Source organism: Streptomyces sp. NRRL S-340, from assembly GCF_000720185.1.
Classification (GTDB): domain Bacteria; phylum Actinomycetota; class Actinomycetes; order Streptomycetales; family Streptomycetaceae; genus Streptomyces.
Map to the genome: position 1 here is coordinate 1 of NZ_JOIY01000039.1, position 26,281 is coordinate 26,281.

The following is a 26,281-nucleotide window of genomic DNA, read 5'->3' on the forward strand; positions in this document are numbered from 1 at the left end:
CGGTGGTGCGGGCCAGGACGGCCAGGCCGAAGGCGAGGGTTTTGCCGGAGCCGGTGCGGCCGCGGCCCAGGACGTCGCGTCCGGCCAGGGAGTTGGGCAGGGTTGCCGCCTGGATCGGGAAGGGGGTGCGGACGCCTTCCCTGTCCAGGGTGGTCAGCAACGGCGCGGGCAGGGCGAGATCGGCGAACGACTCCACCGCCGGCAACGCGGGCGTCACCGTCTTCGGCAACGCGAACTCCCCCTGGGCAGCCCGTCCGCCCTGCCGGTCCGCGGAGCCCTTGGCGCGGCGGGCGCCACCGAACCGGCGGTTGCCGCCGGCGCCTCCTGCGGAACGGTCATGAGTGCGAGATGTACGGGCACGCTGCATGCGGCACCTTCCTTGACGTACGGGCGCGTATCAAGGAATTCCCGCTGCAGCCGAACGGCGCAGAGAATTTCGAGACGAGCCTGATTAGATGTGGCCGAGTGCGGCCGGCGGGGGGATGCGTCACGGGCCGGTGATGCGCTGGCGCTTTCCCGCCCGGCTCCCCCTGAAATACAGCGAGCTGGGGCCCGCACCCCACAGGTGCGGGCCCCAGCTGCGAAAGTACGCGTCAGCGCTGCTGTCAGGCGGGAACGATGTTCTCCGCCGTCGGGCCCTTCTGGCCCTGAGCGATGTCGAAGGTCACCTTCTGGCCCTCCAGCAGCTCACGGAAGCCCTGGGTGGCGATGTTCGAGTAGTGGGCGAAGACGTCGGGGCCGCCGCCGTCCTGCTCGATGAAGCCGAAGCCCTTTTCCACTTCGGTGGAGGCTTGGGGAATAGCCGCCGCGCGCCGCACTTGTTTCGCGCGCTGCGGACACGTATTTCTCATGTCGCGGGCACAGATATTGCTCTCCCGGGGCGCCGCGTTTTCTGCCGCGCCCCGCACGCCCGACGCGCTGACCTCCCCCGACGGACGATGCGACGCTGCTCCCGCCGCCGCGGGACGCCCCGACGCCGGGCGCGCCGGAACCCCCTTGCCGCGACGAAGGTCACATTCCCCCGGACAGGGGGCACCGACGTGTCGCGGGGAAGGCGGCAGGGCGCATCAGCGCCCCTCCGGGCGCGACCTCAGCTCACGGCCACACCAGGCAGTACGGCTGATGCCCCGCCTCATGCAACCGGTGCGAGAAGTCCTGCCATTCGTGCAGCAGCTGGTACACGTTGAACGCGTCCCGCGGGCCGCCGCGGTCGGGGACCGTGGACCAGATGAAGGCGGCGGCGCCGACCGCTTCCTCGCCGATGTCGCGGAGGGGGTCGACGACGGTCATGGGGAGTTTGACGACGGCGTAGTCGGGGTGGAGGACGACGAGTTCGAGGGGCGGGACCCGGTGCAGGGGGACGCCCTCGATGCCGGTGAGGACCATGGCGGCCATGGTCTCCGGCTTGATCTTGGTGAACATGCCGTTCATGCCGAGTTCGTCGCCGCCGAGTTCCTCGGGGCGCATCGAGATCGGGACGCGGGCCGCCGTCGCACCGTCCGGTGCGCCGAAGTACTTGTACGTCACCCCCACCCGGCCACCATTCCCGCTCCCCGCCCGGAGGCGATCGGCCCGGCGTCCCGTCCGGTCGTCGATCCGCCGGTCGGACCGCTCGGGATCACCGGGCGCACCCTGTGCATGACGTGCTTCGGCGGTTTCCTCCGCGTCGCGCCGGTGCCTTCCCCGCCGGGCACGCCGAGGACCCAGGTCGTCAGTCCCCTCGCCCAGTCCGCCACCGCGATGCATATCTCCACCCGACTGCTTTTCTAGGACGCGTGGCCCCCGCCGCGCAACCCGATCATCGTGTCAGTGACCTCCCCCACGGCCGCACGCCGAAACGTACGTCGAAACATCTCGCCGCGGGATCTTCGTGGCCGTCCGCACGCCCCTGCCACGACTTTTCCTCCTGCCTCCCGGCGCCTTCCGCTCCTGCCCCGCGCGCCCGTTCCCCCGCTCCTCGGCTCTCCCGCCCTCCTCGGTCCTTGCTTCCGGGGGCGAGGAGCCCAGTTTCTCAGATGGGCCGGGCGGAAGCCGCTTCTTCGGCCACCGGGCCGCGGCCCCGTCCAGGAGCACCGCCCCACCGGCCCAACAAGGGCCTCACCGCCCCAGCGAAAGCCTCACCGCCCCACCGGCACGCCAGGGCCTCACCGCACCTCCCGGCCCGTACGTCCCGCGGTCTCACCGCCCCACCGGCTTCCCGCCTCCCCCGGTCCGCCGGCCACCGCCCGCACGCCCCGCAGGACCCACCGGCCCCGCCCGCTCCCCTCCCGGCTTCCCGGGCCCCCTGGCCTACCCTGAACAGGTCACCGCCCCCGCCGGATTCCCCGAAGCCGCCGGGAAGCCCGGGCGCACAGTCCCCGAGAGAACCGAGAAGCCGGAGAAGTCGCAGGTCATGAGCGAACTGCCATACCCATACGAAGCCCCCGCCTCGCAGGCGCTGTTCGACCGTGCGGCGGCCGTCACGCCCGGCGGTGTGAACTCCCCGGTGCGTGCCTTCCGTGCCGTGGGCGGTACGCCCCGGTTCATGGTCTCCGGCAGCGGGCCGTACCTGAAGGACGCCGACGGGCGGGAGTACGTCGACCTCGTCTGCTCCTGGGGGCCGATGATCCTCGGGCACGGCCGCCCCGAGGTGGTCGCCGCCGTGCAGGAGGCGGTCGCGCGCGGCACGTCCTTCGGCACGCCCGGTGAGGGCGAGGTCGCGCTCGCCGAGGAGATGACCGGCCGGGTCGCGCCGCTGGAGCAGGTGCGGCTCGTGTCCAGCGGGACCGAGGCCACCATGTCCGCGATCCGGCTCGCCCGCGGGTTCACGCAGCGCACGAAGGTCGTCAAGTTCGCCGGGTGCTACCACGGGCACGTCGACTCGCTGCTGGCCGCCGCCGGGTCGGGCGTCGCCACGTTCGCGCTGCCGGACACCCCGGGCGTCACCGGCGCCCAGGCCGGCGACACGATCGTGCTGCCGTACAACGACCTCGACGCGGTGCGCGCCGCCTTCGCCGCCCACCCGGGCGAGATCGCCTGCGTGATCACCGAGGCCTCGCCGGGCAACATGGGCGTCGTGCCGCCGCTGCCCTCCTTCAACCAGGGGCTGAAGGACCTGTGCCGGGAGAACGGCGCGCTGTACATCTCCGACGAGGTCATGACCGGGTTCCGCACCAGCCGCGCCGGGTGGTACGGCGTCGACGGCGTCGAGCCCGACCTGATGACCTTCGGCAAGGTGATGGGCGGCGGGTTCCCGGCCGCGGCCTTCGGCGGGCGCGCCGACGTCATGGCGCACCTCGCGCCGGCCGGACCCGTCTACCAGGCGGGCACCCTTTCGGGGAACCCGGTCGCCACCGCCGCCGGCCTCGCCCAGCTGCGTCTGCTGGACGACGCGGCCTACGCCAAGGTGAACGCGGTCTCGCAGCAGATCCAGGCGATGGTCTCCGAGGCGCTCACCAAGGAGGGCGTGGCGCACACGCTGCAGAACGCCTCCAACATGTTCTCGGTGTTCTTCACCGACCGTCCGGTGCGCAACTACGACGACGCCCGCGCGCAGGAGTCGTACCGCTTCACCGCCTTCTTCCACGCGATGCTGGCGGGCGGCGTCTACCTGCCGCCGTCCTCGTTCGAGTCGTGGTTCGTGTCCACCGCCCACGACGAGCGGGCCCTGCAGCGGATCTCCGACGCGCTGCCGGCGGCGGCCCGTGCGGCGGCGGAGGCGACGGCATGAGCGACACCACCGGCACCGGTGTGACCTCCGGGAAGAGCGGCAGCGACGACGTCACCGTCGTCCACCTCATGCGGCACGGGGAGGTGGAGAACCCGACCGGTGTGCTGTACGGGCGGCTGCCCGGCTACCACCTGTCCGGGCTGGGACGGCAGATGGCCGAGCGGGTCGCCGAGCACCTCGCCCCGCGCGACGTCACGTACGTCGTCGCCTCGCCGCTGGAGCGGGCGCAGGAGACGGCGACGCCGATCGCCAAGGCGCACGGGCTCGACCTCGCCACGGACGAGCGGCTGATCGAGGCGGAGAACGTCTTCCAGGGCAAGACGTTCGGCATCGGCGACGGCGCGCTGCGCCGCCCGGCGAACTGGAAGCACGTGGTCAATCCGTTCCGGCCGTCGTGGGGCGAGCCGTACGTCGACCAGGTGGTGCGCATGATGGGCGCGCTGAACGCGGCGAAGGACCGGGCGCGCGGGCACGAAGCGGTGCTCGTCAGCCACCAGTTGCCGATCTGGGTCGTGCGGTCGTACGTGGAGCGGCGGCGGCTGTGGCACGATCCGCGCAAGCGGCAGTGCACACTGGCCTCGCTGACCACGTTCACCTACCAGGGCGACCGGATCGTCTCCGTCGGCTACAGCGAGCCGGCCCGGGACCTGGTGCCCGCCCATCTGCTGGCCGGCGCCAAGCCGGTGAAGGGGCAGGGGAAGGCGTTCGGGGCGTAGCCCCGGCCGGGGCGCGCGGACGCGGCCGGGGCGGACCCCTCCCTCTGGAACACGCAGGGTAAGAGGGCCGTAAGCCTTCGGTCACGTACGCACAGTTTCGTTACGTTTGTTGTGAAATTCATATTGGTTCGCGGAACCCTGACGTTCGTCACGTCCTCTGAGTGGGTGACCAGCATTCGCAGGACGTGACGGATCGGGGATCTCATGCGCACCTTCTCCCGGAGGGGAATACTCGGCCTTGGCGCGGGCACCGCTGCTGCCGTAGGACTCGCGGGCTGCGGCGGCTCCAAGTCTTCGGACGGCTCGGGCGACGCCGGTGGTTCCGGTTCGGGTACGGGGTCGCACGGAAAGGGCCAGGGCACCGGGCAGCCCGCGCGCCCCATCGGCGACGGTTCGACGTCGTTCACCGGCAAGCAGCCGCGCCAGCCCGCCAAGCCGACCCCGCTGGAGCCGGGGCAGACCCCGCCGCAGTTCGTCATCTTCTCCTGGGACGGCGCCGGCGAGGTCGGCAACGGGCTCTTCCCGCGCTTCCTCGACCTGGCCAAGCAGCACGAAGCGAGCATGACCTTCTTCCTCTCCGGGCTCTATCTGCTCCCCGAGGCGAAGAAGCGCATGTACGAGCCGCCGAACAACGCGCGCGGCGCCTCCGACATCGGCTACCTCACCGACGAGCACATCAAGGCAACGCTCACCAACGTGCGCCGTGCCTGGCTCGAGGGCCACGAGATCGGCACCCACTTCAACGGCCACTTCTGCTCCGGTCACGGCACCGTGGCGAACTGGACGCCCAAGCAGTGGCGCAGCGAGATCGACCAGGCCAAGGCCTTCGTGAAGCAGTGGCGGACCAACACCGGCTGGAGCGACCTGCCCGCCCTGCCCTTCGACTACGACAAGGAACTGGTCGGCGGCCGCACGCCCTGCCTGCTCGGCCAGAACAACCTGCTGCCCACGGCCAAGAGCCTGGGCTGGCGCTACGACGCCTCCTCGCCGGGCGGCCGCCAGGTGTGGCCGCAGAAGAAGCTCGGCATCTGGGACCTGCCGCTGCAGCAGATCCCGTTCCCCGGTCACTCCTTCGAGGTCCTCTCGATGGACTACAACATGCTCGCCAACCAGTCGGTGAACTCCACCAAGGCCCCGCCCGCCAACTACCCGCACTGGCGCAAGCAGTCCGCCCAGTCCTACATCCAGGGCTTCCAGCGGGCGTACGAGACGAACCGGGCGCCGTTCTTCATCGGCAACCACTTCGAGCAGTGGAACGGCGGTATCTACATGGACTCCGTCGAAGAGGCGTTCAAGCACATCGTGGCCGAGCGGGACAAGGGCGCCGACGTGCGTCTGGTCTCCTTCCGGCAGTTCGTGGACTGGATGGACGTGCAGAAGCCGGAGGTGCTCGCCAAGCTGCGCACCCTGGAGGTCGGACGGCAGCCGGCCGGCGGCTGGAAGGAGTTCCTGAAGGACAGCGGCACCGCCGGAACCACCGGCTCCGCGGGGACCGCGGGCAGCACCGGCACGCAGAGCGGAACGGGCACCTCGAACGGCGCCTGATATGCGGTTTTCCGCCCGGCAGGGGGGCGCGCAAGATCCCCGGAACAGGCATGCGAAACTTTTCACATGAGTGCCGCCAGCCGCGCCCCCCAGTGCTCGAACCGGGCGAACCGTACGTCCCGTCCGCACCGCACGCGCACCACCCGCGCCCGCAGCCGCGCCACCGTGCTGGCCGCCGGGACCGCCGCGCTCGCCCTCGCCCTGGCCGCCTGCGGCTCCGGCGGTACCTCCGGCGGCTCGGGCAGGAGCAACTTCATCACCGGCTCCGACGGCATCGCGACCGTGAAGAAGGGCGACCGCAAGCCCGCGCCCGACCTCTCCGGCACGACCATCGACGGCAAGACGCTCGACGTCGCCTCCTACAAGGGAAAGGTCGTCGTCCTCAACGTCTGGGGCTCCTGGTGCTCGCCGTGCCGCGCCGAGGCGCCCAACCTGGTCAAGGTCGCCGAGGACACCGCCGCGAAGGGCGTGCAGTTCGTCGGCATCAACACCCGCGACACCAGCACCCAGCCCGCCCAGAAGTTCGAGACGAGCTACGGGGTGCCGTACCCGAGCCTGTACGACCCCACCGGCAAGCTGATGCTCCGCTTCAAGAAGGGCACTCTCAACCCGCAGGCCATCCCGAGCACGCTCGTCATCGACCGGGACGGCAACATCGCGGCGCGCGCCCTGCAGGCGCTCAGCGAGGAGAAGCTGCGCAAGATGCTCGACCCGGTCGTCGCGGAGAAGTGAGCCGCCGTGCTACTGGCCGCAGCCACTGATCCCAACCAGACGGTGTTCAGCGGAGCCCTGCTGCTCGCGCTGCCGGTCGCCGTGCTCGGCGGACTCGTCTCCTTCTTCTCCCCGTGCGTCCTGCCGCTCGTCCCCGGCTACCTGTCGTACGTGACCGGCGTCACCGGCACCGACCTGGCCGAGGCGCGGCGCGGGCGGATGGCCGTCGGCGCCTCGCTCTTCGTGCTGGGCTTCACGGTCGTGTTCGTCTCCGGCGGTGCGCTGTTCGGCTTCTTCGGGCAGACCCTCCAGGACTACAAGGGGACCCTGTCCAAGGTGCTGGGCGTGCTCATGATCCTCATGGGCGTCTTCTTCATGGGCCTGATGCCCTGGCTGACCCAGCGTGAGTTCCGCTTCCACCGGCGGCCGACCGCCGGCCTGGTGGGCGCGCCCGTCCTCGGCGCCCTGTTCGGCGTCGGCTGGACCCCGTGCATCGGCCCGACCCTCGCCTCCGTGGTGGCGCTGTCCTCCAACGAGGCCAGCGCCGGGCGCGGTGCCCTGCTGACCGTCGCCTACTGCGCCGGGCTCGGCATACCGTTCGTGCTCACGGCCATCGCCTTCCGCAAGGCCCTCGGCGCGTTCGGCTGGGTCAAGCGCCACTACGTCTGGGTGCTGCGCCTCGGCGGAACGATGATGATCGTGACCGGTGTGCTGCTGCTCACCGGCGCCTGGGACCGGCTGGTGCAGGAGATGCAGACCTGGTCGACCGGCTTCACTGTGGGGATCTGATCCATGAGCAAGACGACACCCGGCACGAGCACGGACGAGAAGTCGGCCGCGCCGCCCTCCGGTGAGGACGCCCGCACCGCGCCGCCCTCCGGCACCGGCGACCGGACCGCGCAGCGCCCCGCCGAGGACGACCTGGGCGCGGCCGGGGCGCAGCTGTCCACGGCGCCCGCCGAGACGGCCGTCCCCGGCTCCTTCGGCGGCAGCCGGGCCCCCGGCCTGGCCGGCCGGCTCGCCTGGACCGGCCGGGAGGTCCTCGGCTGGGTCCGCTGGTTCTGGCGGCAGCTGACCTCCATGCGGGTCGCGCTGCTGCTGCTGTTCCTGCTCTCCCTGGGCGCCATCCCCGGCTCGCTGATCCCGCAGACCGGCAGCGACGCGACGAAGGTCGAGACCTTCCGGCAGAACCACACCACGCTCGCGCCCCTCTACGACAAGCTCGGCCTGTTCCACGTCTACAGCTCGGTGTGGTTCTCCGCCGTCTACATCCTGCTGTTCGTCTCCCTCATCGGCTGCATCATCCCGCGCACCTGGCAGTTCACCGGCCAGCTGCGCAGCCGCCCGCCGGGCGCGCCCAAGCGGCTGACCCGGCTGCCCGCGTACGCCACCTGGCGCACGGCGGCCGCGCCCGAGGAGGTCCGCGAGGCCGCGCTGAGGTCGCTCAGGCAGCGCCGCTTCCGCGCCCACCTGGACGGGGACGCGGTCGCCGCCGAGAAGGGCTACCTGCGCGAGGCCGGGAACCTGCTCTTCCACATCGCGCTGATCGTGATGCTGATCGCCTTCGGCTGGGGCCAGTTGTTCAAGACCGAGGGCAACAAGCTGGTCGTCGAGGGCGACGGCTTCGCCAACACCCTCACCCAGTACGACGACTTCAAGTCCGGGAACCTCTTCGACGACGACAACCTGGTCCCGTTCAGCTTCACCCTGAAGAAGTTCACCGGCACCTACGAGACCACCGGCCCCAACAAGGGCACGCCGCGCACCTACGAGGCGGCCGTCGACTACAGCGTCGGCCCCGACGGCAAGGAGCGGCACAAGGTCATCAAGGTCAACGAGCCGCTGGAGATCGACGACGCCAAGGTCTACCTGGTCGCCCACGGCTACGCCCCGACCGTCACCGTGCGCGACGGCAAGGGCGACGTGGTCTACCACCAGGCCGTGCCGCTGCTGCCGCTGGACTCCAACGTCACCTCGCAGGGCGCGATCAAGGTGATGGACGGCTACCGCGACGCGCAGGGCAAGAAGGAGCAGCTCGGCTTCGCGGCGGTCCTGGTGCCGACCTTCGCCGGGGCGGGCAAGGGCACGATGTTCTCCCAGTTCCCCGCGCTGGACTTCCCCGTCCTGTCGGTGGGCGCCTACCACGGCGACCTGGGCGTGGACGCGGGCACCCCGCAGAACGTCTACCAGCTGGACACGAAGAACCCGAACCTGAAGCCGTTCAAGGACGCCCAGGGCAACATCCTGAAGAAGATGCTGCTGCCCGGCGAGAGCCTGACCCTGCCGAACGGGGCCGGCTCCATCACGTTCGACAAGGACATCAAGCAGTGGGCGAGCTTCCAGATCGTCCAGCAGCCCGGCACCGGCTGGGCGCTGACCGGCGCCGTCGCCGCGATCTTCGGGCTGGCCGGTTCGCTGTTCATCCAGCGCCGCCGGGTCTGGGTGCGTGCGGTGCGGGGCGCCGACGGGACGACGGTCGTCGAGGTGGCCGGTCTGGGCCGCAGCGAGTCGGCGAAGCTCCCCGAGGAGATCGGCGCGCTGGCCGCCCAGGTCCACGACAAGGCACCCACCCGAGCCGACACCGACTCCGATCCGGAGCCGGGCGCCGTCACCCCCGTACCCGCCGAAGGGGCTGAGAAGAAGTGACTCCCGCCGCCACCGAGCTGGCCACCGCCACCAACGAACATCTCGCACACATCAGCAACACGCTGATCTACTCCTCGATGGCCGTCTACACGCTGGCCTTCTTCGCCTACATCGCGGAGTGGCTCTTCGGCAGCCGCAGCAAGGTGGCCCGCACGGCCGCCGCGCTGACCGCGAAGGAGGGGGCGGCCCGCGCCGCGGCCCCGGCCGTGGCGGTGAGGTCCGCCGGCGGCACCGCCGTCCTGGAGCGGCCCGAGGTCGTCGTGCGGTCCGCCTCCGGCTCGCGCGACGTGCCAGACGGGCCGGGCGCGCACGGCGGTGACCAGCAGGGCGACCTGTACGGCCGCGTCGCCGTCTCGCTCACCGTGCTCGCCTTCCTGGTGGAGCTGGGCGGCGTCGTCGCCCGCGCGGCCTCCGTCCAGCGGGCGCCGTGGGGCAACATGTACGAGTTCAACATCACCTTCTCCACGGTCGCGGTCGGCGTGTACCTCGCGCTGCTCGCCCTGAAGAAGAACGTGCGCTGGATGGGTCTCTTCCTGGCCACCACGGTCCTGCTCGACCTGGGCCTCGCGGTCACCGTCCTGTACACCGCGAGCGACCAGCTGGTCCCTGCGCTGCACTCGTACTGGCTGTACATCCACGTCTCCACCGCGATCCTGTGCGGCGCGATCTTCTACGTCGGCGCGGTCGGCACCCTGCTGTACCTCTTCAAGGACTCCTACGAGAACAAGCTCGTGAACGGTGGCAAGCCCGGGACCTTCGCCACCTCCGTGATGGAGCGGCTGCCTGCCTCCGCGACCCTGGACAAGTTCGCCTACCGCATCAACGCGGCCGTCTTCCCGCTGTGGACGTTCACGATCATCGCGGGCGCCATCTGGGCCGAGTCGGCCTGGGGCCGCTACTGGGGCTGGGACCCCAAGGAGACCTGGGCCTTCATCACCTGGGTCGCCTACGCCGGCTACCTGCACGCCCGCTCCACCGCCGGCTGGAAGGGCCGCAAGGCGGCGTACATCGCGCTCATCGCCTTCGCGTGCTTCCTGTTCAACTACTACGGCATCAACATCTTCGTCAGCGGCAAGCACTCGTACGCGGGCGTCTGAGGGGCCGCTCGGGGACACTGGTGGCATGACCGGTTCCATCGAACAGGGCACCAGCCAGACCCACGGCAACACGCACATCCTCGGCTTCCTGGTCCGGCTTCCCCGGCCCATGGAGGCGGTCTGGCCGGCGCTGTCCACCCCGCAGGGGCTCGCGGGCTGGTTCACCCCCGCCGACGAGCTGGAACCCCGGCTCGGCGGCGCGGTCAGCCTGCACGGCCTGGGCAGCGGGCACGTCACCGCCTGGGACGTCGACCGGGTCGCCGAGTACACCGTCGACGGCGGCGGCCGTATCCGCTTCCACCTGGAACGGGACGGGGAGGACGGCTCCGTGCTCCGCCTCACCCACGAGTTCCAGGGCGAAGGGGAGTCGGAGCGGGCCTGGCGGAACAGATTCGAACGCCTCATCGAAATGCTGGCTGCGGGGGAGCAGGCGGCCGGCCCCGGGTGACGGTCCCCCGGGCCCGCTACTCGCCGATGTCCTCCCGCCACAGCTCCGGGCGTTCCCGCACGAAGCCGCTCATCAGACGCACGCACTCCGCGTCGTCGAGCAGCACGATCTCCACACCGTGCTCCGCCAGCCAGCCGTGGCCGCCGTGGAAGGTGGCCGCCTCCCCGATGACGACCCGGGAGATCCCGAACTGGCGGACCAGGCCGGAGCAGTACCAGCACGGCGAGAGCGTCGTCACCATCGTCGTCCCGCGGTAGGACCGCTGCCGCCCCGCCGCGCGGAACGCGGCCGTCTCCGCGTGCAGCGACGGGTCGCCGTCCTGCACCCGCCGGTTGCGGCCCCGGCCCAGCAGCGTCCCGTCGGCCGCGTAGAGCGCCGCGCCGATCGGGATGCCCCCCTCGGCGAGCCCGGTGCGCGCCTCCGCGAGGGCGGTGGCGAGCCATGTGCGTGCCTGTGCCGGGTCCATACGCCCACTGTGCGGGCACCGGGCCCGTGCGGCAACGCCCCGTCCGGCGTGTCAGGGGGCCGGCGACCGGCAGATGCGCTTAGAGCTGCGAACAAAAGTGGGCCCCGGCGGGCGGCGCCCGGCACGCGCCCTCGCCGCGTTGCCGGAAGGCCCTGGCAGCTCCCCTACAAGAACCTCCGCGCTCCCGGCCGGGGCGGTCGCGGGGGCCGCGGCCCTCTCGGCGATACTGGACCCCATGGCTTACGACGATCTTCGCTCCCTGCTCAGGGCGCTGGAGCGCGAGGGCGACCTCAAGCGCATCAAGGCCGAGGTCGACCCGTACCTGGAGGTCGGTGAGATCGTCGACCGGGTGCAGAAGTCCGGCGGCCCCGCACTGCTCTTCGAGAACGTGAAGGGCTCGGCGATGCCGCTCGCCATGAACGTCTTCGGTACCGACCGCCGACTGCTCAAGGCGCTCGGCCTGAAGTCGTACGCCGAGATCAGCGACCGCATCGGCGGGCTGCTGCGACCCGAGCTGCCGCACGGGTTCGTGGGCGTGCGCGAGGCGTTCGGCAAGCTCGGCGCGATGACGCACGTACCGCCGCGCAAGGTCAAGGAGGCCCCGGTCCAGGAGGTCGTGCTGCGCGGCGACGACGTCGACCTCGACGCGCTGCCCGCCCTGTTCACCTGGCCGAAGGACGGCGGCTCCTTCTTCAACCTGGGGCTCACCCACACCAAGGACCCGGAGACGGGCGTCCGCAACCTGGGCCTGTACCGCCTCCAGCGCCACGACCGGCGCACCATCGGCATGCACTGGCAGATCCACAAGGACAGCCGCAACCACTACCAGGTGGCGGCCCGGCGGGGCGAGCGGCTGCCGGTGGCGATCGCCTTCGGCTGCCCGCCCGCCGTCACGTACGCCTCCACCGCCCCGCTGCCCGGCGACATCGACGAGTACCTGTTCGCCGGGTTCCTCGCGGGCAAGCGGATCGAGATGGTGGACTGCAAGACCGTCCCGCTCCAGGTCCCGGCGCAGGCCGAGGTCGTCCTGGAGGGCTGGCTGGAGCCCGGGGAGATGCTGCCCGAGGGCCCCTTCGGCGACCACACCGGCTTCTACACCCCGCAGGAGCCCTTCCCGGCGCTCACCATCGACTGCGTGACCATGCGCAGGCGTCCGCTGCTGCAGTCGATCGTCGTCGGACGGCCGCCGACGGAGGACGGCCCGCTCGGCCGCGCCACGGAGCGCTTCTTCCTCCCCCTGCTGAAGATCATCGTCCCGGACATCGTGGACTACCACCTGCCGGAGGCGGGCGGCTTCCACAACTGCGCGATCGTCTCCATCGACAAGAAGTACCCCAAGCACGCCCAGAAGGTGATGCACGCCATCTGGGGGGCGCACATGATGTCGCTGACCAAACTGATCGTGGTCGTCGACGCCGACTGTGACGTGCACGACCTGCACGAGGTCGCCTGGCGGGCCCTCGGCAACACGGACTACGCTCGTGATCTTACGGTCGTCGAAGGCCCGGTCGACCACCTCGACCACGCCTCCTACCAGCAGTTCTGGGGCGGCAAGGCGGGCATCGACGCCACCAGGAAACTGCCGCAGGAGGGCTACACCCGCGACGGCGGCTGGCCGGAGATGGTGGTCTCGGACCCGGAGACATCCGAACGGGTGACACGACGCTGGAAGGAATACGGACTGTGAGGGGCTTGGCGAGGATGGGACTCGGAAGCGCGTCGGCGGGGCTTCAGCGCCGGCGCGGAGGTGATCCGGTCGATCGCCGCCGGACGGAGTGCGGCCGGTGAGCGCCTCCGCCGCCGCGGTGCCCCAGCCGGGGAGGACGCGAGCGTTCCTGCGCCTGGTGATGATCGAGCACTCGGTCTTCGCGCTGCCCTTCGCCTACATCGCCTCGCTCACCGCGATGTACGAGTGGGACGAGAACATCCACTGGGGGCGGCTGCTCCTGGTGACCGTCTGCATGGTGGGGCTGCGCACCTTCGCCATGGCGGTGAACCGGATCATCGACCGGGAGATCGACGCCCGCAACCCCCGCACCGCCCACCGCGAGCTGGTCACCGGCGCGATGTCCGTGCGGCACGCCTGGACCGGCGCCCTGATCGCCGTCGTCGTCTTCCTCGGCGCCGCCGCCCTGCTCAACCCGCTCTGCCTGGCCCTCGCCCCCATCGCGGTGATCCCGATGGTGGTCTACCCCTACGGCAAGCGGTTCACGAACTTCCCGCAGGCCATCCTGGGCCTGGCCCAGGCGATGGGTCCCATCGGCGGCTGGCTCGCCATCAGCGGCGAGTGGTCCTGGAAGGCGGTGATCCTGGGGCTGGCCGTGGGCATCTGGATCGGCGGCTTCGACCTGATCTACGCCTGCCAGGACGTCGAGACCGACCGGAAGGTCGGCGTCAGGTCGGTCCCGGCCCGCTTCGGCATCCCGGCCGCGATCTGGGGCGCCCGCGCCTGCCACACGGTCACCACCGCCCTGTTCGTCTGGTTCGCCCTGGCCACCGGCGCCGGAGTCCTCTTCTGGCTGGGTCTGGTCGTCGTCGCCGGCGCCTTCGTCTACGAGCACACCATCGTCCGCCCGCACGACCTGTCCCGGCTGAACCGGGCGTTCTTCTCGACGAACGGTTTCATCGGCATCAGCCTCTTCGTCTGCGCGCTGCTCGATCTCCTGGTCCGCGGCCTGCGGCCGTGAACCCCCTCCGGCGGCGCCCGTGGCACCGGCCGGCCGACCGGCCGCTTCACGCCCGCGCCGGGCGGCCGGATAGGCTCGACATGTGAACGCAGGGAAAACGCGGCGCGAGCCTTGGATCGTGGGGGTTTCCGGCGCGTCCGGTACGCCGTACGCGGCTGCGGTGCTGCGCGGCCTGCTCGACGCCGGGCAGAGTGTCGACCTGGTGGTCAGCCGGGCCTCGCGGCTCACCCTGCTCGACGAGACCGGCATCTCCTTCAGGGACGCCCACTGGCGTGACGACCTGCGGGAATGGCTCTGTCTGGGCGCCGACGGCAAACCCGGCACGTTCGAGGCCGACATCACGGACGTACGGCACTGGAGCGCCGGTGACCTGGCGGCCGGCCCGTCCTCGGGCTCGTACCCGGCCAAGGGCATGCTGATCGTGCCCGCCTCGACGGCGTGCGTGGCGGGCGTCGCGCTCGGGCTCTCCAAGGACCTGCTGCAGCGGGCGGCGAGCGTGACCCTCAAGGAGCGCAGGCCGCTGGTGGTGGCCGTTCGGGAGACCCCGCTGAACGGTCCGACGCTGCGGCAGCTGGTCGCACTGGACGACGCGGGCGCCACCGTCCTGCCCGCGTCGCCCGCCTTCTACGCCGGCGCGACGCACATCCAGCACCTGGTGGACTTCGTCGCCGGCCGCGCCCTCGACGCGGTGGGGGTGCCCCACCGGCTCTACCGCCGCTGGGAGGGCGCACTGGGCGGCGGATCCCGCCCGGCAGGGGCGTCCGGCGGCACCGGCGCACCACAGGGGTGACCGGCGGAACCCGGCGGCCGTACCCGTACGGGTGCCGGCACCACTCGACAACTTCAGGAACTTCTTTCCAGCGGAAGGCTTCGAACGCATGGACGCGGTGGACAGGCAGCTCATCCAGGCCCTGAGAGAGAACGGGCGGGCCTCCTACGCCGAGCTGGGGCGCCTCGTCGGCCTGTCGGGACCGAGTGTCACCGACCGCATCAACCGGCTGGAGGCCGCCGGGGTCATCACCGGCTACCGGGCCACCGTGGACTCCGCCTCGCTCGGTCTCGGCGTGACCGCCCTGATCGGCATCTCGCTCTCCGACGCCGCCGACCACGAGGACGTCGCGCAGCGCCTGAAGGACCTGCCCGAGATCGAGGACTGCTGGTTCATCGCGGGTGACGACTCCTTCATGCTCAAGGTGCGCGCCACGGACGTCGACGGACTGGAGAGGATCATCCGGCGGCTGTCGGGCACCAAGGGCGTCTCCCGGACCCGGACCACGATCGTGCTCTCCACGAAGTGGGAGAACCGGGTGGGTGAGCTGCCCGAAGAGGTGTGAGGGTCCAGGCGTACGGTTTACGGAGTCTGTCGGAGAAAGAGGTAGGGGTATGGACGCCGGGCTCAAGCGCGAGCTGGAGGAGAAGGTGAGGGCGGGGGTCCGCCTGACCCGCGAGGACGGCATCGCGCTGTACGAGTCGGACGACCTGGCCTGGCTGGGCGGTCTCGCGCACGAGGTGCGGACGCGGAAGAACGGCGACGCCGTCCACTTCAACGTCAACCGCCACCTCAACATGACGAACGTGTGCACCGCGTCGTGCGCGTACTGCTCCTTCCAGCGCAAGCCGGGGGAGAAGGACGCGTACACGATGCGCATCGAGGAGGCCGTGAAGCTGGCCAAGGCGATGGAGGGGGAGAACCTCACCGAGCTGCACATCGTCAACGGCCTGCACCCGAACCTGCCCTGGCGCTACTACCCGCGCTCGCTCAGGGAGCTGAAGGCCGCCCTCCCGAACGTGTCGCTGAAGGCGTTCACGGCCACCGAGATCCACCACTTCGAGACGATCTCCGGGCTGAGCGCCTCCGAGATCCTCGACGAGCTGATCGACGCCGGTCTGGAGTCGCTGACCGGTGGCGGCGCGGAGATCTTCGACTGGGAGGTCCGGCAGCACATCGTGGACCACCGCACCCACTGGGAGGACTGGTCCCGCATCCACCGCCTGGCGCACGAGAAGGGCCTGAAGACCCCGTGCACCATGCTCTACGGGCACATCGAGGAGCCGCGCCACCGCGTGGACCACGTGCTCAGACTGCGTGAACTGCAGGACGAGACCGGCGGTTTCCAGGTCTTCATCCCGCTGCGCTACCAGCACGACTTCGTCGACGTGAAGGACGGCAAGGTCCGCAACCGCCTCCAGGCCCGGACCACCATGGCGACGGGCGCGGAGGCGCTGAAGACCTTCGCCGTCTCGCGGCTGCTGTTCGACAACGTCCCGCACGTGAAGGTGTTCTGGGTGATGCACGGCGTGCGGACCGCCCAGCTCGCGCTCCAGCACGGCGCGGACGACATGGACGGCTCGGTCGTCGAGTACAAGATCACGCACGACGCGGACGACTTCGGCACGCCGGCCAAGCTGACCCGCGACGACCTGCTGGAGCTGATCCGCGACGCGGGCTTCCGCCCGGTCGAGCGCAACACGCGCTACGAGATCATCCGCGAGTACGACGGCCCGGACGCCGGCCGCCGCGAGTCGCCGCAGCCCATGCGGGTCTGAGCACCCGCGGGCCGGGTCCGGGCCGGCCCCGCCGTGAGGCCGCGGGCCGGACGGGTACCCGTCCGGCATGGCCACCACCAAGGCGAAGGCGTCCGCGGCGGCGCCGGAGGACGCCTACACCGCCGAGCCGTTCGTCCCCGCCGGCGCCGGTCTCGGGGAGCTGCGCCGCGCGGCGGCCCACTGCCGCGGCTGCCCCCTGCACCGGGACGCGACGCAGACCGTCTTCGGCGAGGGCACCGGCCGTGCCCGGGTGATGCTCGTCGGCGAGCAGCCCGGCGACCAGGAGGACCGGCAGGGCAGACCGTTCGTGGGACCGGCCGGCAGGCTCCTCGACCGGGCGCTGGCCGACGCCGGCATCGACCCGGGCGAGGCCTACGTGACCAACGCGGTCAAACACTTCAAGTTCACCCGGTCCGAGCCCCGCAAGCGCCGTGTCCACAAGGCGCCCACCCTGCGTGAGATGACGGCGTGCGGCCCCTGGCTGGCGGCCGAACTGGCCCTCGTCGAACCCGAGCTGATCGTCGTCCTGGGGGCGACCGCGGGCAAGGCCCTGCTCGGTTCGTCGTTCCGGGTGACCGAGGTGCGCGGGACGGTGCTGGAGCGGGAGATCCACGGGCGCCCCCAGCGGCTGGTGCCGACGGTGCACCCGTCGTCCGTGCTGCGCGCCGACGACCGTGAGGGCGCGTACCGGGGGCTGGTGTCCGACCTGAAAGTGGCTGCGGCCGTCCTGACGTAATGGTTACGATGCCTTTATGCCTCTTACTTTCACCTTGGACCCGTCCGTCGACCGCGCCCTGCGCGACGGCATCCTCGACCTGTGGACCGACGTGACGGACGCGGGCGGGGCGGTCGGTTTCGTGGCGCCCGCCTCGCGCGAGGCGATACGCCCGGAGCTGGTGAAGCAGTTCGTGGCGATGGCCGAGGGCCGCTCCCGGCTGCTGGCCGGCCATGACGAGGAGGGCAGGGTCGCCGCCACGGCCTTCCTGACCCTCAACCGGGACGCCCTGTCGGCCCACTGGCTGTGGCTGTACACGGTGATGGTGCACCCGCGCCACCAGGGCAAGGGGTACGGGCGCGACCTGCTCGCGGCGGCGGCGGACGCGGCCCGCGGTCTCGGCGGCGTCGAGGCGATCCGGCTCAGCTGCCGGGGCGGCCAGGGCCTGGAGCGGTTCTACGCCTCCTGCGGGTACAAGGAGGTCGGCCGGATCCCCGGCGCGACCCGGGTGGGCCCCGGTGACGACCGGGACGAGGTGATCATGCTGATGCCGCTGGCCTGACCTGAGCCTTCGTGCGCCCGCGCGACCCGCGTGCGGTGAGGGGCCCCGTCCGTGCTTCACTGGACGGTGCCCTTTGGCCTTGTTCGGAACGGAAGAGTGGTTTGAGATGCTCCGCTACACGCTGATGCGCCTCGGGATCTTCGTGGGCTGCCTCGTGGTCGTCTGGGGTCTCGTCTACGCCGGAATCGTGCCGAGCGGTCGCAACGGCTCCAACAGCCTGTGGATCCCTCTCCTCGCCCTGGTGATCTCCGCCCCGATCAGCTTCGTCGTCCTGCGCAAGGAACGCGACCGGGCGTCCGTCCAGGTCGCCGAACGCGTGGACCGCATGAAGGCGAACATGCAGGCCGCCGGGCTCGCGGAGGAACTGGCCGGGGAAGAGGCGCGCACCGGTTCCAAGGCCCCGTCCTCCCCGTCCTCCTCCCCCTCGGCCTCCTCGTCCTCTTCCTGACGGCGTGATCCGGCCACGGCGCCGGACCTCGCCCCGCCGGCTGCCCGGCGGCCCGCGGCGCGAACCGTAGGCTTGCGCCCATGGGTGCCGTGAAGACCAAGCGGATGCCGCGGGCGGTTCGCGAACAGCAGATGCTCGACGCCGCCGTGCAGATCTTCGGCCGGCGCGGCTACCGGGCCGCCTCCATGGACGAGATCGCCGAACTGGCGGGCGTCTCCAAGCCGTTGGTCTACCTCTACCTGAACTCCAAGGACGACCTCTTCAGCGCCTGCATCCGCCGCGAGGGCGCCGCGCTGACCGCTGCCGTCCGGGCCGGAGCCCGCGCGGACCTGCCCGCCGACCGGCAGCTGTGGGAAGGACTGCGGGCCTTCTTCACGCACACCGCGCGCTGTCCGGACGGCTGGTCGGTGCTGCACCTGCAGGCCCGTACCCACGGCGAGCCGTTCGCGTCCGAGACCGCCGCCCTGCGCACCGGGATCGTCACCTTCGTACGGCAGTTGATCACCGAGGCGGCCCGGGACGCCCGCCGCACGGGGGACGCCCGCCGCACGGGGGACGTCCGCTGCGCCCACGACCTGTCCGAGCAGGAGGCCGCCGGGCTCGCCGAGGCCCTGGTGGGCGCCGCCGAGTCCCTCGCCGCCTGGGCCAACGCCACCCCGGGCGTCACCGCCCGCCAGGCGGCCCTCACGCTGATGAACGTCGCCTGGGCGGGCCTGGGCAACCTCATGGAGGGCCGCCCCTGGAGCCCGCCCGCACCCGGGGACTGACCGGCACCGGGTGTCGGCGACCGCACCGGTTCTCAGCGACCGTCGCCGGGCCCCGGCGACGGGTACCGGTCTCAGGGACCGGCGCCGCGTCTCAGGGACGGGCGGCCGGGCCTCAGCAACGGCTCTCAGGGGCGCAGCGGCTCCACCTCGCCCACGAGATGGACCCGCGCCGTCGCGTCCGCCGAGCGCAGCTCGAAGCGCCCGCGTCCGTCGGCGGCGTACGTGAGCGCGCCCGGCAGCGGCACGGGGGCCCGGAAGGCGGCCCGCACGCGGGCGGCTTCGGGGGTGCCGTGGGCGGCGAGGCAGCGGGCCACGGTCCACATGCCGTGGGCGATGGGCCGGGGGAAGCCGAACAGGCGGGCGGTGAGCGGGTGCAGGTGGATCGGGTTGCGGTCGCCGGAGGCGGCGCCGTAGCGCCGGCCCAGGTCGTCCGCGAGCCGCCACTCCCCGACGGCGGGCAGCGGCGCGCGCCCGTCCCGGAAGGGCTCCGCCCGCCGCCCGTCACCGGATGAACCCCCGTGCCCGGCGGGATCCGCCCGCCCTTCCCCGGCAGGATCTCCGTGTCCGTCCCCGGCGGGGTCCGCCCGCCCGCCCCCGGGGTCCCCGTGCCCGGCCCCGGTGGCGCCGGGGCCGCCGGTGGCCGGGGTGTGCGGGCGGTGGCGGGCCAGGTAGGTGCTCGCCGACTCCCACACGAGGTCACCGCCCGCGCGCAGCTCGGTGACGACGGTCGCCTGCGTGCCGCGCCGGTGCGCCGCCAGCCCGTCGACGCGCACCGCGATGTCGTACGTCCCCGCCGCGGGCAGCGCGGTGTGCCGGGTGACGGCGATCGACGTGTGGATGAGGCCGAGCAGCGGCAGCGGGAAGCCGCCGCCGCTCATCAGGCGCATCGCGAGCGGGAAGCCCAGCACGTGCGGATAGGTGACGGGCAGCGTGTCCTCGCCGGTCGCGAAGCCGCACACGCGCTCGTAGGCGGTCAGCCGCGCGAGGTCGGGGCGGACGGACGCCAGCACGAGGCGGGCGCGGGGGAAGGGCGCGTCGGGCCGGGGGCGTCTGAAGGGGGAGCGCAGGGCGCCGCGCGCGAGGAGCGGGGCGAGGGCGGGAGCCCGGGTGAGGACGACGGTGGGGCGGCCGCCCGGGCCGGCAGCGGTCATGGTCACGCCCCCAGCAGGCTCTGGCCGCACACGCGGACGACCTGGCCGTTGACCGCGCCGGAGTCCGGGTGGGCGAGCCAGGCCGTCGTCTCGGCGACGTCGACGGGGAGTCCGCCCTGCGCGAGGGAGTTCATCCGGCGGCCCGCCTCCCGGATGAACAGCGGGACGGCGGCGGTCATCCTGGTCTCGATGAACCCGGGCGCTACGGCGTTCACCGTGACCCGGTGCCCGGCGAGCGCGCGGGGCGCGAGGGCGCGGACCAGTCCGGCGACGCCCGCCTTGCTCGCGCCGTAGTTGGTCTGGCCCGCGTTCCCGGCCAGACCCGCGATGGAGGCGGTGGCCACGATCCGGCCGCCCGGGCGCAGGGTGCCGGCCGCGAGCAGCGCGTCGGTGGTGCGCAGCACGCTCGCCAGGTTGACGTCCAGCACCTGGCTCCAGCGTTCGGCGGGCATGTTCACCAGCCGGCGGTCACGGGTGATGCCCGCGTTGTGGATCAGCACGTCCAGGCCGTCCGGCAGCGCGGCGGCGATCCGCTCGCCCGCGTCGGCGGCGGTGATGTCCAGGGCCAGGGCGGTGCCGCCCAGGCGCGCGGCGACCGCGCGGGCGTCCGCCTCGGCCGCCGGGACGTCCAGGACGACGACGTGGGCGCCGTCCCGGGCGAGGGTCTCGGCGACCGCCTCGCCGATGCCGCGCGCGCCGCCGGTGACGAGGGCGGTGCGGCCGGCCAGGGGACGGCCGGGGTCCGCGGCGTTCCGTGCGGCGGACGGGTCCGGGGCCGGGGGGCCGACGTGGATCACCTGCCCGCTGACGTAGGCCGACTTCGGGGAGAGCAGGAAGCGGAGGGTGGATCCGGCGGCGTCCGCGTCGGTGAGCCGGACGAGGTTGACGGTCCTGCCCCGGCCGATCTCCTTGCCGAGCGAGCGGGTGAAGCCCTCCAGGGCCTGCTGGGCGGCGGCCTGGTGGTGGTCGTCCGCATCGAGGGGTGCGCCCAGCAGCACCACGCGTCCGCTCGCCGCGACCGACCGCAGGACGGGGTGCAGTGCCGCGTGCACCGCGGCGAGGGTGCCGACGTCCCGGACCCCGGTGGCGTCCAGGACCACGGCCGCGGGGTTCCGTTCGCCCGGCGGCAGTCCGGTGCGGGCCAGGACCGGGGCGGCGTCCAGGAGGCTCTCGCCCGCCGTCAGGTGCAGCAGGGGGCCGTCGAGCAGCGGCCGCTCCGGTGACCAGCGGCGCAGGGCCGCCGGCTGCGGGAGCCCGAGGCGACGGGTCAGGAAGCGGCCGGGTGCGGTGCGGGTGAAGCTCAGATAGCGGTCGGCCATGTGCGTCTCCCACGGGTCGCCATTGCTTACTCTGGAGTAAGGTTACCGGGGGTAAGCCTATGTCACGGGTGAGGAGCAGGTCGAGATGAGTCCTCTGCAGTCCGAACCGCGCGCGGTCCGCGAGGTGGCGGTGCTCGGCGGTGCCCGCATCCCGTTCGCCCGCTCCGACGGCCCGTACGCCACCGCCTCCGACCAGGAGATGCTCACCGCCGCCCTCGACGCCCTGGTCGAGCGCTACGGTCTCCAGGACCCCGGCGCCGTCGGCGAGTTCGTCGCCGGTGCCGTCCTCAAGCACAGCCGCGACTTCAACCTCGCCCGCGAGACCGTCCTCGGCTCCCGGCTGGACGCGCGCACCCCGGCCTACGACATCCAGCAGGCCTGCGGCACCGGCCTGCAGGCGGTGATCGCCGCCGCCAACAAGATCGCCCTCGGCCAGACCGGGTCCGCCGTCGCGGGCGGCGCGGACACCGCGAGCGACGCCCCGCTGGGCGTCAACGACGAACTGCGCCGCATCCTGCTCGCCGCCCGGCGCGCCAAGTCCGCCGGGGCCCGGGTGAAGGCCCTCGCGCGGGTACGGCCCCGGCACCTCGTCCCCGACATCCCGCGCAACGCCGAACCCCGCACCGGCCTGTCCATGGGCGAGCACGCCGCCGTGACCGCCCGCGCCTGGGGCATCACCCGCCAGGCGCAGGACGAACTGGCCGCCACCAGCCACCGGCGGCTGGCCGCCGCCTACGACCGCGGCTTCTTCCAGGACCTGGTGGTCCCCTTCCGCGGCCTGGAGCGCGACCAGAACCTCCGGCCCGGCTCCACGGTGGAGAAACTCGCCGCGCTCAAGCCGGTGTTCGGCCTGGACGCCCCCGGCCCGACCATGACCGCGGGGAACTCGACACCGCTGACGGACGGTGCCGCGACCGTGCTGCTCGCGTCCGAGGAGTGGGCGCGCGCCCGCGGCCTGGCACCGCTGGCCTACCTGACGGCGTACGAGACGGCGGCCGTCGACTTCGCGCACGGCGATGTCGCCGACGGCGAGGACGGCCTGCTCATGGCCCCCGCGTACGCCGTCCCGCGGATGCTGGAGCGGGCCGGGCTCGGCATCGAGGACTTCGACCTGATCGAGATTCACGAGGCGTTCGCGTCCCAGGTGCTGGCGACCCTGGCGGCCTGGGAGAAGAGGGGCCTGGCCCCGGTCGACCGCGCCCGCCTCAACGTGGCCGGATCCTCCCTCGCCACCGGGCACCCCTTCGCCGCGACCGGCGCCCGTATCGTGGCGACGCTGGCCCGGCTGCTCGCCGAGCGCGAGGGCCCGGCCCGCGGGCTGATCTCCGTCTGCGCGGCCGGCGGCCAGGGCGTGACGGCGATCCTGGAACGCGCCTGAACGCCTGAGCCCGGACACCGGAACACCTGAAACGCCCGAACGCCCGAGCGCCGGGACCCCGGGGGTGCCGGGACCGGCGCTCCGGCCGCCCCCGGATCCCGGGCGCGAACGTGCTCGCGCACACGTGTGAAGCGCGGGCGGGAAAGGCGCCAGGTGCACAACCCCGTCCCCGGACCATCGCCCGACCCGCCGGTAACCCGCACGGACTCCCCATGAGCGCGCCGTACGATCCCGTGTGCAACCGGCGGTAACCGAAGGCCCCGCACAGCCGCGCACGCACCACCGGTGAACGACCCGGTCCGCACCGCGCGTACCCCATGCGGCAGAGCAGGACGAAGCCGCAGGCCCCAGGAGCTGCCATGCCCATCTCGTACTCGTCGTCCCCGTGGCCGTCCGGTGCTCCCGTGCCGCCGCCCGCCGCCGCGCACCCCGGCCGCGCCCACGGCGTCGGGGACGCCGCCGGCCGCGGCCAGGACCACGGCGGCGAACACGGCCCCGACCTGGACCTCGACCAGGACCCCCAGGGCGGCCAGGCGGTGGTCGCGCCGCGGATCCGCCGGCTGGACGGCGTGGTGCGCGAGGCGTACGTGCCGCCGCTGGTGGCGCGGGTGACCCACGGCTCGCTCGCCGACCTGCCCTTCGAGAACGCCGCCGCCGACCCCGGGCGCCGTGTCCTCAGCCGCCGCGGCGCGGACGGCGGCTGGAACGACGTGACGGCACGGCAGTTCGCCGCCCAGGTGCGGGCCCTGGCGAAGGGCCTGATCGCGGAGGGCCTGGCGCCGGGCGACCGGATCGCCGTGATGGCGCGCACCCGCTACGAGTGGACGCTGCTCGACTTCGCCGCCTGGGCCGCCGGTCTGGTCACCGTGCCGGTCTACCCCACCTCCTCCCTCTTCCAGACCCGCTGGATCCTGCACGACTCGGGCGCGGTGGCCCTGGTGACCGAGACGGCCGGCCAGGCCGCGGCGCTCGGCCCCGAACGCGACCGCCTGCCCGGCCTGCGCCACCTGTGGGTCGTCGACCACGGCCACCTGGACCGGCTGGCGGAGCTGGGCGAGGCGACCGTGCCGGACCAGGAGACCGACGTACGCCGGGGCGTCCTCGGCCCCGACACACCGGCCACCATCGTCTACACCTCGGGCACGACCGGCCGCCCGAAGGGCTGCGCCCTGACCCACGGCAACTTCCTCGCCGAGGTCGACAACGCCATCGAACTCCTCCACCCGGTCTTCGGCGCGAAGGACGGCCGGAAGGAGGGCAGGACGAAGGACAGCGGGGCGAAGGGACAGGAGGAGCCCTCGACGCTCCTCTTCCTGCCCCTCTCGCACGTCTTCGGCCGCATGGTCGCGGTCGCCTGCGTCCGCGCCGGGGTCCGCTTCGGCCACGCGCCGAGCCTCGCGGCGCAGGACCTGCTGGCCGACCTGGCGAGCTTCCGGCCGACGTTCCTGCTCGCCATCCCGTACATGCTGGAGAAGATCTACAACAACGCCCGGGCCACCGCCGAGCGCGGCGGCAAGGCGTCCTCCTTCGACCGCGCCGCCGGGGTGGCCCGCCGCTACGGCGAGGCCGTGGAGGCCCGGCGGCACGGCTCCGGCCCGGGCCCGACCCGCTCCCTGCGCACCGCCCGTGCCTTCTACGACCCCCTGGTCTACCGCCGCATCCGCAACGCCCTCGGCGGCCGTCTGCGGCACGTCATCTGCGGCGGGTCCCCGCTCGGCCGCCGCCTGGCCGCCTTCTACGCGGGCGCCGGCATCGAGGTCTACGAGGGCTACGGCCTGACGGAGTCGACGGGCGCGGCGACGGTCACGCCCCCGCACCGGCCCCGCCTGGGCACGGTGGGGTGGCCGCTGCCCGGCACCCGGGTCCGGATCGCCGCGGACGGCGAGGTGCTGCTGAGCGGCCGTCAGGTGTTCCGCGGGTACTGGGACCCGAACGCGGGCGGGGTCGTCCCGGCGACCCGGGACGGCTGGTTCGCGACCGGGGACATCGGCCGCCTGGACGACGAGGGCCACCTGACGATCACCGGCCGCAAGAAGGAGATCCTGATCACCGCGGGCGGCAAGAACGTGGCCCCCGCCCCGCTGGAGGACTGGCTGCGCGCGCACCCCCTGATCTCCCAGTGCATGGTCCTGGGCGACGGCCGCCCCTACGTCGGCGCGCTGATCACCCTGGACCCCGAGGGCATCACCCACTGGCGCCGGATGAACGGCAGGCACCCCGTGCCCGCCGAACTCCTCATCGACGACCCCGACCTGGCGGCCGTCCTGCAACGGGCCGTGGACGAGGCGAACAAACTGGTCTCCCGCCCCGAGTCGATCCGCCGCTTCGCCGTCCTGCCGGTCGACTTCACCGAACGGGCGGGCCACCTGACCCCGTCGATGAAGCTCCGCAGGGACGCGATCATGCGCGACTTCGCCCGGGAGGTGGAGGGCCTGTACGGGGGCTGAGGGATCCGGCCGCCGGTTCCGGCCCGGCGGCGAGGCCGCGGCAGCAGTCCACCACCGTCTCCGCGAACGCGCGAGCCAGCGGGGCGAGCGCGTCCCAGCGGCGGACCGCCCAGCCGACGGACAGGGGGCGCAGGGCCGGCACGGGCACCAGGCGCAGCGGGCCGTCCGGCGCGGTGTGGCCGGGCAGGGCGGGCACCAGCGCGCGCCCCACCCCCAGCTCGGCCAGCAGGAACGCGGTGTCCCAGTCGGCGACACTGGTGTCGGAGCCGAACCGGACGCCCAGCTCCGCGCAGGCCGCGTCCAGATGCGCGGCCGACGTCGAGTTCGGCGGCAGCCGGATCGGACGCAGATCGCGCAGCTCGGCGGCGTCCACCCGGGCGCGGCCGGCCAGCGGGTCCTCGGCCCGCACCGCCAGCACCCACGGCAGCTCCAGCACGCCGCGCTGCTCGACGCCCCGCACCGGTGCGCCCAGCGTGACCCAGGCCAGGTCCAGCTCGCCGCCGCCCAGCGCGTCGAAGCAGCCGCGGCTCGAACTCTCCGTGAAGAACTCCAGGCTGACCTTGGGGTACCGGCGGCGGAAGGCGACCACCGCGTCCGCCATGAAGTGCCGTACGGTCGTCGCGCCGGTCGCGATCCGTATCGAGCCGGTCTCGCCGTCGGCCAGGTCGCGCAGCCGCCGCAGGGCGCCGTCCAGGCCGGCGAGGCCGTCGGCGGCGGCCGCCCGCAGGATGGCGCCCGCGGGGGTGGGGACGACCCCGCGCGGCCTGCGTTCCAGCAGGCTCACGCCGGTCTCCCGCTCCAGCCGCTTCACGTGCTGGCTCACCGCCGACTGGGTGCGGCCCAGGTCCCGGGCGACCGCGCTGAGGTTGCCCGCCCGGCACACGGCCACGAACACCCGGAGATCATCGAGAGTCACCCGGCC

At 72.7% G+C, this 26,281-nt stretch carries 26 protein-coding genes; 19 read left to right on the forward strand and 7 right to left on the reverse strand.

Features of this window, described 5'->3' with window-relative positions; all coding sequences use genetic code 11:
- The 3 genes from IG64_RS39380 to IG64_RS27930 form a co-directional block, all read right to left on the reverse strand.
- A partial coding sequence (locus IG64_RS39380) for a DEAD/DEAH box helicase (RefSeq protein ID WP_158771656.1) occupies positions 1-367 on the reverse strand: 367 nt, incomplete at its 3' end.
- 238 nt (positions 368-605) lie between these two features.
- Positions 606-779 (reverse strand): cold-shock protein, encoded by a 174-nt coding sequence (locus tag IG64_RS27925; RefSeq protein WP_324609594.1) that lies wholly within the window; start codon positions 777-779, stop codon positions 606-608.
- Between the two features lie 316 nt (positions 780-1,095).
- On the reverse strand, positions 1,096-1,746 hold the full coding sequence (locus IG64_RS27930; protein WP_199811667.1) for a hypothetical protein: 651 nt from the start codon (positions 1,744-1,746) through the stop codon (positions 1,096-1,098).
- A gap of 646 nt (positions 1,747-2,392) precedes the next feature.
- On the opposite strand from IG64_RS27930, the gene hemL reads away from it, so the two are divergent.
- The 8 genes from hemL (at position 2,393) to IG64_RS27970 (ending at position 10,872) form a co-directional block, all read left to right on the forward strand.
- Positions 2,393-3,709, forward strand: a complete 1,317-nt coding sequence (gene hemL / locus IG64_RS27935) for a glutamate-1-semialdehyde 2,1-aminomutase (RefSeq protein WP_037861207.1) — start codon at positions 2,393-2,395, stop codon at positions 3,707-3,709.
- Positions 3,706-4,425 carry a histidine phosphatase family protein gene (locus IG64_RS27940; RefSeq protein ID WP_037861209.1) on the forward strand — a complete coding sequence of 240 codons (720 nt, stop codon included), beginning with the start codon at positions 3,706-3,708 and terminating at the stop codon, positions 4,423-4,425. The genes hemL and IG64_RS27940 overlap by 4 nt, the downstream gene beginning before the upstream one ends.
- Positions 4,426-4,629: 204 nt before the next feature.
- Positions 4,630-5,970 carry a lipoprotein gene (locus tag IG64_RS27945; RefSeq protein WP_037861211.1) on the forward strand — a complete coding sequence of 447 codons (1,341 nt, stop codon included), beginning with the start codon at positions 4,630-4,632 and terminating at the stop codon, positions 5,968-5,970.
- A gap of 66 nt (positions 5,971-6,036) precedes the next feature.
- Positions 6,037-6,702 carry a TlpA family protein disulfide reductase gene (locus IG64_RS27950; protein WP_037861213.1) on the forward strand — a complete coding sequence of 222 codons (666 nt, stop codon included), beginning with the start codon at positions 6,037-6,039 and terminating at the stop codon, positions 6,700-6,702.
- A gap of 6 nt (positions 6,703-6,708) precedes the next feature.
- Entirely contained in the window at positions 6,709-7,470 is a 762-nt protein-coding gene (locus IG64_RS27955; protein WP_037861214.1) for a cytochrome c biogenesis CcdA family protein, read from the forward strand.
- A gap of 3 nt (positions 7,471-7,473) precedes the next feature.
- Positions 7,474-9,327 carry a cytochrome c biogenesis protein ResB gene (resB, locus tag IG64_RS27960; protein WP_037861216.1) on the forward strand — a complete coding sequence of 618 codons (1,854 nt, stop codon included), beginning with the start codon at positions 7,474-7,476 and terminating at the stop codon, positions 9,325-9,327.
- Complete coding sequence (gene ccsB, locus IG64_RS27965) at positions 9,324-10,424, forward strand: c-type cytochrome biogenesis protein CcsB (RefSeq protein ID WP_037861218.1); 1,101 nt, start codon at positions 9,324-9,326, stop codon at positions 10,422-10,424. The genes resB and ccsB overlap by 4 nt, the downstream gene beginning before the upstream one ends.
- Before the next feature lie 25 nt (positions 10,425-10,449).
- Positions 10,450-10,872, forward strand: coding sequence for an SRPBCC domain-containing protein (locus IG64_RS27970; protein ID WP_037861219.1), 423 nt, complete (start codon positions 10,450-10,452; stop codon positions 10,870-10,872).
- Between the two features lie 16 nt (positions 10,873-10,888).
- Here the strand turns inward: IG64_RS27970 and IG64_RS27975 are convergent, their stop codons facing one another.
- On the reverse strand, positions 10,889-11,338 hold the full coding sequence (locus IG64_RS27975) for a nucleoside deaminase (protein ID WP_037861220.1): 450 nt from the start codon (positions 11,336-11,338) through the stop codon (positions 10,889-10,891).
- A gap of 235 nt (positions 11,339-11,573) precedes the next feature.
- On the opposite strand from IG64_RS27975, the gene IG64_RS27980 reads away from it, so the two are divergent.
- The 9 genes from IG64_RS27980 to IG64_RS28020 all read left to right on the forward strand — a co-directional run bounded on the left by IG64_RS27980 (position 11,574) and on the right by IG64_RS28020 (position 19,064).
- Entirely contained in the window at positions 11,574-13,025 is a 1,452-nt protein-coding gene (locus IG64_RS27980) for a menaquinone biosynthesis decarboxylase (protein ID WP_037861221.1), read from the forward strand.
- 97 nt (positions 13,026-13,122) lie between these two features.
- Positions 13,123-14,025 (forward strand): menaquinone biosynthesis prenyltransferase MqnP, encoded by a 903-nt coding sequence (gene mqnP / locus IG64_RS27985; protein ID WP_037861222.1) that lies wholly within the window; start codon positions 13,123-13,125, stop codon positions 14,023-14,025.
- 82 nt (positions 14,026-14,107) lie between these two features.
- Positions 14,108-14,815, forward strand: a complete 708-nt coding sequence (locus IG64_RS27990; RefSeq protein ID WP_078884262.1) for a UbiX family flavin prenyltransferase — start codon at positions 14,108-14,110, stop codon at positions 14,813-14,815.
- 88 nt (positions 14,816-14,903) lie between these two features.
- Positions 14,904-15,359 carry an Lrp/AsnC family transcriptional regulator gene (locus IG64_RS27995; RefSeq protein ID WP_037861223.1) on the forward strand — a complete coding sequence of 152 codons (456 nt, stop codon included), beginning with the start codon at positions 14,904-14,906 and terminating at the stop codon, positions 15,357-15,359.
- A 49-nt stretch (positions 15,360-15,408) separates the two neighbouring features.
- A complete protein-coding gene (mqnE, locus tag IG64_RS28000) occupies positions 15,409-16,572 on the forward strand; it encodes an aminofutalosine synthase MqnE (RefSeq protein WP_037861224.1) in 1,164 nt (387 codons plus the stop codon).
- 67 nt (positions 16,573-16,639) lie between these two features.
- On the forward strand, positions 16,640-17,308 hold the full coding sequence (locus IG64_RS28005; protein WP_037861226.1) for a UdgX family uracil-DNA binding protein: 669 nt from the start codon (positions 16,640-16,642) through the stop codon (positions 17,306-17,308).
- A 16-nt stretch (positions 17,309-17,324) separates the two neighbouring features.
- Positions 17,325-17,849, forward strand: coding sequence for a GNAT family N-acetyltransferase (locus IG64_RS28010; RefSeq protein WP_037861227.1), 525 nt, complete (start codon positions 17,325-17,327; stop codon positions 17,847-17,849).
- Positions 17,850-17,955: 106 nt separating this feature from the next.
- Complete coding sequence (locus IG64_RS28015; RefSeq protein ID WP_037861228.1) at positions 17,956-18,297, forward strand: DUF4229 domain-containing protein; 342 nt, start codon at positions 17,956-17,958, stop codon at positions 18,295-18,297.
- Positions 18,298-18,377: 80 nt separating this feature from the next.
- Positions 18,378-19,064, forward strand: coding sequence for a TetR/AcrR family transcriptional regulator (locus IG64_RS28020; RefSeq protein ID WP_037861230.1), 687 nt, complete (start codon positions 18,378-18,380; stop codon positions 19,062-19,064).
- A 125-nt stretch (positions 19,065-19,189) separates the two neighbouring features.
- Here IG64_RS28020 and IG64_RS28025 read toward each other — a convergent pair whose 3' ends face one another.
- Both IG64_RS28025 and IG64_RS28030 read right to left on the reverse strand, forming a co-directional pair.
- The gene (locus tag IG64_RS28025; RefSeq protein WP_037861232.1) at positions 19,190-20,215 is read right to left on the reverse strand and encodes a MaoC family dehydratase; all 1,026 of its coding nucleotides are present in this window, start codon (positions 20,213-20,215) and stop codon (positions 19,190-19,192) included.
- A gap of 2 nt (positions 20,216-20,217) precedes the next feature.
- On the reverse strand, positions 20,218-21,534 hold the full coding sequence (locus tag IG64_RS28030) for a 3-oxoacyl-ACP reductase (RefSeq protein WP_037861234.1): 1,317 nt from the start codon (positions 21,532-21,534) through the stop codon (positions 20,218-20,220).
- An 85-nt stretch (positions 21,535-21,619) separates the two neighbouring features.
- On the opposite strand from IG64_RS28030, the gene IG64_RS28035 reads away from it, so the two are divergent.
- Both IG64_RS28035 and IG64_RS28040 read left to right on the forward strand, forming a co-directional pair.
- Positions 21,620-22,912, forward strand: coding sequence for an acetyl-CoA C-acetyltransferase (locus IG64_RS28035; protein WP_037861236.1), 1,293 nt, complete (start codon positions 21,620-21,622; stop codon positions 22,910-22,912).
- 359 nt (positions 22,913-23,271) lie between these two features.
- On the forward strand, positions 23,272-25,359 hold the full coding sequence (locus IG64_RS28040; protein WP_037861238.1) for an AMP-dependent synthetase/ligase: 2,088 nt from the start codon (positions 23,272-23,274) through the stop codon (positions 25,357-25,359).
- Here IG64_RS28040 and IG64_RS28045 read toward each other — a convergent pair.
- Positions 25,313-26,275 carry a LysR family transcriptional regulator gene (locus IG64_RS28045; RefSeq protein WP_037861240.1) on the reverse strand — a complete coding sequence of 321 codons (963 nt, stop codon included), beginning with the start codon at positions 26,273-26,275 and terminating at the stop codon, positions 25,313-25,315. The genes IG64_RS28040 and IG64_RS28045 overlap by 47 nt on opposite strands.
- Positions 26,276-26,281: the final 6 nt, after the last annotated feature.

Coding starts and splice junctions, on each gene's coding strand:
- hemL (WP_037861207.1), top strand. CDS start 2,393: ATGAGCGAACTGCCATACCCATACGAAGCCCCCGCCTCGCAGGCGCTG.
- mqnE (WP_037861224.1), top strand. CDS start 15,409: ATGGACGCCGGGCTCAAGCGCGAGCTGGAGGAGAAGGTGAGGGCGGGG.
- IG64_RS27980 (WP_037861221.1), top strand. CDS start 11,574: ATGGCTTACGACGATCTTCGCTCCCTGCTCAGGGCGCTGGAGCGCGAG.
- IG64_RS27995 (WP_037861223.1), top strand. CDS start 14,904: ATGGACGCGGTGGACAGGCAGCTCATCCAGGCCCTGAGAGAGAACGGG.
- IG64_RS28035 (WP_037861236.1), top strand. CDS start 21,620: ATGAGTCCTCTGCAGTCCGAACCGCGCGCGGTCCGCGAGGTGGCGGTG.
- IG64_RS28010 (WP_037861227.1), top strand. CDS start 17,325: ATGCCTCTTACTTTCACCTTGGACCCGTCCGTCGACCGCGCCCTGCGC.
- IG64_RS27945 (WP_037861211.1), top strand. CDS start 4,630: ATGCGCACCTTCTCCCGGAGGGGAATACTCGGCCTTGGCGCGGGCACC.
- IG64_RS27950 (WP_037861213.1), top strand. CDS start 6,037: ATGAGTGCCGCCAGCCGCGCCCCCCAGTGCTCGAACCGGGCGAACCGT.
- IG64_RS28005 (WP_037861226.1), top strand. CDS start 16,640: ATGGCCACCACCAAGGCGAAGGCGTCCGCGGCGGCGCCGGAGGACGCC.
- IG64_RS28040 (WP_037861238.1), top strand. CDS start 23,272: ATGCCCATCTCGTACTCGTCGTCCCCGTGGCCGTCCGGTGCTCCCGTG.
- resB (WP_037861216.1), top strand. CDS start 7,474: ATGAGCAAGACGACACCCGGCACGAGCACGGACGAGAAGTCGGCCGCG.
- IG64_RS28015 (WP_037861228.1), top strand. CDS start 17,956: ATGCTCCGCTACACGCTGATGCGCCTCGGGATCTTCGTGGGCTGCCTC.
- IG64_RS27940 (WP_037861209.1), top strand. CDS start 3,706: ATGAGCGACACCACCGGCACCGGTGTGACCTCCGGGAAGAGCGGCAGC.
- IG64_RS27970 (WP_037861219.1), top strand. CDS start 10,450: ATGACCGGTTCCATCGAACAGGGCACCAGCCAGACCCACGGCAACACG.
- IG64_RS27975 (WP_037861220.1), bottom strand. CDS start 11,338: ATGGACCCGGCACAGGCACGCACATGGCTCGCCACCGCCCTCGCGGAG.
- IG64_RS28030 (WP_037861234.1), bottom strand. CDS start 21,534: ATGGCCGACCGCTATCTGAGCTTCACCCGCACCGCACCCGGCCGCTTC.
- IG64_RS28025 (WP_037861232.1), bottom strand. CDS start 20,215: ATGACCGCTGCCGGCCCGGGCGGCCGCCCCACCGTCGTCCTCACCCGG.
- IG64_RS28020 (WP_037861230.1), top strand. CDS start 18,378: ATGGGTGCCGTGAAGACCAAGCGGATGCCGCGGGCGGTTCGCGAACAG.
- IG64_RS27930 (WP_199811667.1), bottom strand. CDS start 1,746: ATGCATCGCGGTGGCGGACTGGGCGAGGGGACTGACGACCTGGGTCCT.